This is a genomic window from Rhodococcus sp. CX (assembly GCF_015865005.1).
Classification (GTDB): Bacteria; Actinomycetota; Actinomycetes; order Mycobacteriales; family Mycobacteriaceae; genus Rhodococcus.
Window position 1 is genome coordinate 11,770 of sequence record NZ_JADZGH010000129.1, and the last position, 3,504, is coordinate 15,273.

Annotated in this window: 3 protein-coding genes and 1 pseudogene; all 4 read right to left on the reverse strand. The window is 71.8% G+C overall.

Annotated elements, in window-relative coordinates:
- Positions 1-79: 79 nt before the first annotated feature.
- On the reverse strand, positions 80-1,282 hold the full coding sequence (gene argJ, locus I0Q12_RS14025; RefSeq protein WP_197252506.1) for a bifunctional glutamate N-acetyltransferase/amino-acid acetyltransferase ArgJ: 1,203 nt from the start codon (positions 1,280-1,282) through the stop codon (positions 80-82).
- 62 nt (positions 1,283-1,344) lie between these two features.
- Positions 1,345-2,418, reverse strand: a complete 1,074-nt coding sequence (gene argC / locus I0Q12_RS14030; protein WP_197252504.1) for an N-acetyl-gamma-glutamyl-phosphate reductase — start codon at positions 2,416-2,418, stop codon at positions 1,345-1,347.
- A gap of 154 nt (positions 2,419-2,572) precedes the next feature.
- A complete protein-coding gene (locus I0Q12_RS14035; protein WP_197252505.1) occupies positions 2,573-3,007 on the reverse strand; it encodes a PspA/IM30 family protein in 435 nt (144 codons plus the stop codon).
- Positions 3,008-3,144: 137 nt separating this feature from the next.
- Positions 3,145-3,504, reverse strand: a pseudogene (locus tag I0Q12_RS14040) (phenylalanine--tRNA ligase subunit beta); the annotation flags it as partial.

Consider the following 3,504-nt stretch of genomic DNA (forward strand, 5'->3'; position numbering starts at 1 on the left):
AGCACGAATGCCTTCTGGTGCGAGGTGAGGCTCGCGATGAGGTCGTCGAGCATGTCGTCTCCCGTCACATTCTGTGCCGTCACGACGAGTACGCCGAGTTCTCTTCGACGTACGCGTGCGAGAGGTCGGTGGTGCGGATGGACACTTCGGCGTCGCCGATGCCGAGGTCGATGTCGAGGGCGATGTCGATGCCGGACAGGTCGACCTCGCGGGCGCCGGGTGCCCCGACGCCGTCGATGCACACGGGACTGCCGTTGAAGGTCACCGAGATCTTGTCCGGGTCGAGTTCGATGGGGGCGATGCCGATGGCGGCGAGGACGCGGCCCCAGTTGGGGTCGGAGCCGAACAGCGCGGTCTTGACCAGGCTGTCGCGGGCGACGGTGCGGGCGCCGATGAGGGCGTCGGATTCGCTGGCGGCGCCGCGGACGGTGACGGTGACCCGCTTGGTGACGCCCTCGGCGTCGGCCATCATCTGGTCGGCGAGGCTGTCGCACACGGCGAGGACCGCGGCGTTGAGGTCTTCCTGGGCGGGGGCGATGCCGCTGGCACCGGACGCGAGCAGCAGCACGGTGTCGTTGGTGGAGGTGGCGCCGTCGATGTCGAGCCGGTCGAAGGTCCGCCGGGTGGCGTTGCGCAGTGCCTCGTCGAGCTGGGCGGAGGTGGCGACCGCGTCGGTGGTGAGCACGACCAGCATGGTGGCGAGCGCGGGGGCGAGCATGCCGGCGCCCTTGCCCATGCCGCCGACGTTCCACTTGTCGGCGTGGTGCAGCGCGGCCTGCTTGGGGACGGTGTCGGTGGTCATGATCGCGTAGGCGGCGTCGGTGCCGCCGGAGATGCCGCCGCCGAGTTCGTGGACGATCTCCTGCACGCCGGCGAGGACCTTGTCCATGGGCAGTCGGTCGCCGATCAGGCCGGTGGAGCACACCGCGATCTCGCCGGCACCGGTTTCGGTGCCCCAGTTGCTCAGCGCGTCGGCGAGGGCCTCGGCGGTGGCGTGGGTGTCCTGGAAACCGCCGGGACCGGTGCAGGCGTTGGCGCCGCCGGAGTTGAGGATGACCGCGCGCAGCGCGCCGGAGGTGAGGACCTGCCTGGACCACAGCACGGGGGCGGCCTTGACCTTGTTGGTGGTGAAGACGCCGGCGGCGGCCAGGTCGGGGCCCTCGTTGAAGACGAGCGCGAGGTCGGGGATGCCGCTGGCCTTGATGCCGGCGCGGATCCCGGCGGCCCGGAAACCGGCGGGGCTGGTCACGCCCTGGGTGCGGATGAGCCGGCCTCCGGCGATGTCGACGGCGTCGGCGTAGACGTGCTCCGCGTGCGTGTCGTCGGCGGGCGGGGTCCGGTCGGTCACGGGGCCACTCCTACGGTGGACAGGCCGGCGGTCTCGGGCAGGCCGAGCGCCAGGTTCATGGACTGCACCGCGGCGCCGGCGGTGCCCTTGGTCAGGTTGTCGAGCGCGGCGACGACGATCAGCAGGCCGGCGTCGGCGTCGACGGTGACGGCGAGCTGCACGGCGTTGGACCCGACCACCGAGCCGGTGGCCGGCAGGACGCCCTCGGGGAGCAGCTGCACGAACGGCTCGTCGCCGTAGGCCTTCTCGTACACGGCACGGGCCTCGGCGGCGGTCGCGGTGGTCGGTGCGGTGCAGGTGGCGAGGATGCCGCGCGGCATGGGCGCGAGGACGGGGGTGAAGGAGACGGAGACCTCGGTGCCGGCGAGGGCGGAGAGGTTCTGCTTGATCTCCGGGGTGTGCCGGTGGACGCCGCCGACGCCGTAGGCGCGGACCGAGCCCATCACCTCGGAGCCGAGCAGGTCGACCTTCGGGGACTTGCCGGCGCCGGAGGTGCCGGAGACCGCGACGATCTGCACCTTCGGTTCGACGATGCCGGCGGCGACCGCCGGGGCCAGCGCGAGCGAGGCGGACGTCGGGTAGCAGCCGGGCACCGCGATGCGGGTGGCGCCGACGAGCTGCTCGCGTTTGCCGGGGAGTTCGGGCATGCCGTAGGGCCAGGTGCCGGCGTGTTCGCCGCCGTACCAGCGTGCCCAGTCGTCGCTGGATTCGAGCCGGAAGTCGGCGCCGCAGTCGATGACGACAGTGGTGTCCGGGAGCTGTTCGGCGATGACCGCCGAGTGCCCGTGGGGCAGGCCCAGGAAGACGACGTCGTGACCGGTGAGGGTGTCGAGGTCGGTGGCGCCGAGGACGCGGTCGGCGAGGGGCAGCAGGTGCGGGTGGAACTCGCGGAGGGTCGCGCCGGCGTTGCCGCCGGCGGTCAGTGCGCCGATGACGAGGGAGCCGTCCTGGTAGGCGGGGTGCCCGAGGAGCAGGCGGAGGACTTCGCCGCCCGCGTAGCCGCTGGCGCCCGCCACCGCGACCCGAATCGGCGACTGCGGCGTCGCCGTGAATGCCGGTGAGTTACCCATACGATTCATTATGCACGGCGATGCAAATTTATTCACTCACGGGTCGCCGGAACCGCCCACCCCCACCCGAGCGAACGTATCGCTCGTCTCCTTCAACCGAATGAACGGTACATTCGCTCGGACACCGGATGGGCGGCGGGCAGCCGGCGGTGGATCAGGAGCTCATCGAACGCCGGATCTCGGCGAGCTTGTCCGCGGCCGCCTTCTTCCTGTCCTCGAACTCCTCCTCGAGCGTGCGCGCGGGTTCGGTCTCCCGGGCCAGTTCCTCCGCACCCATCGCGGTGCCGAGACGCTTCTCGATCTTGTCGCGGACCGCCTCGAAGGTCGGCACCCCCGCCTCGGTGTAGCCGGTGATCTCCTCGATCGACGGTGCGCGCACCACCCCTTCGGCGGGTGTCACGTCGGGCACCGACGGGGACGGTTCGACCTCCGGTTCGGGGTCGGCGGGCGTCACGTCCGGGATGTCCGGGCCCGGCGGCACGTCGGGCACGGTCGGCGAATTCGGTTCGGCCGGAGTCACATCCGGAACCGGGTGGTCGGGCCGCTCGGGTTCGGGAGCACGGTCGGGGTCGCGCGGGTCCGTGGTCATGGTTCCAGGCTACGTCGCCGGTCGGGGCGCTGTCCCCCATCGCCGCCGACGCAGCGGCCGCGCCGGAATCCTGTCGATTCCCGGGATCGAGGTGGGCACGCACACCCCCGACGGCTACATACGTGCCCACCCGACCATCATCCGCGCAGTTGCGCTCCGACTGCAGCCGACGCGGAAGCCACCGCGGCGTCGCGGGCCGCGCTCGCCTCGTCCTCGGTGAGGGTGCGGTCCGGAGCGCGGAACCGCAGCGCGAACGCCAGCGACTTGCGGTCCTCCCCGACCTGGGCGCCTTCGAACACGTCGAACAGGCGCACGTCCTCGAGCAGATCGCCGCCCCCGGCGCGCAGCGCCGCCTCGACCGACGCCGCGGGCACGGCCTTGTCGACGACGACTGCGACATCCTGCAACACCGGCGGGAACGGCGACACGACGGGCGCCGGCAGCGACTCGACGATCGGCAGGGCATCGAGATTCAGCTCGAACGCGCAGGTGCGGGC

Excerpts from the sequence above, each read along its gene's own strand:
- argC (WP_197252504.1), bottom strand. The coding sequence starts at position 2,418 with ATGGGTAACTCACCGGCATTCACGGCGACGCCGCAGTCGCCGATTCGG.
- I0Q12_RS14035 (WP_197252505.1), bottom strand. The coding sequence starts at position 3,007 with ATGACCACGGACCCGCGCGACCCCGACCGTGCTCCCGAACCCGAGCGG.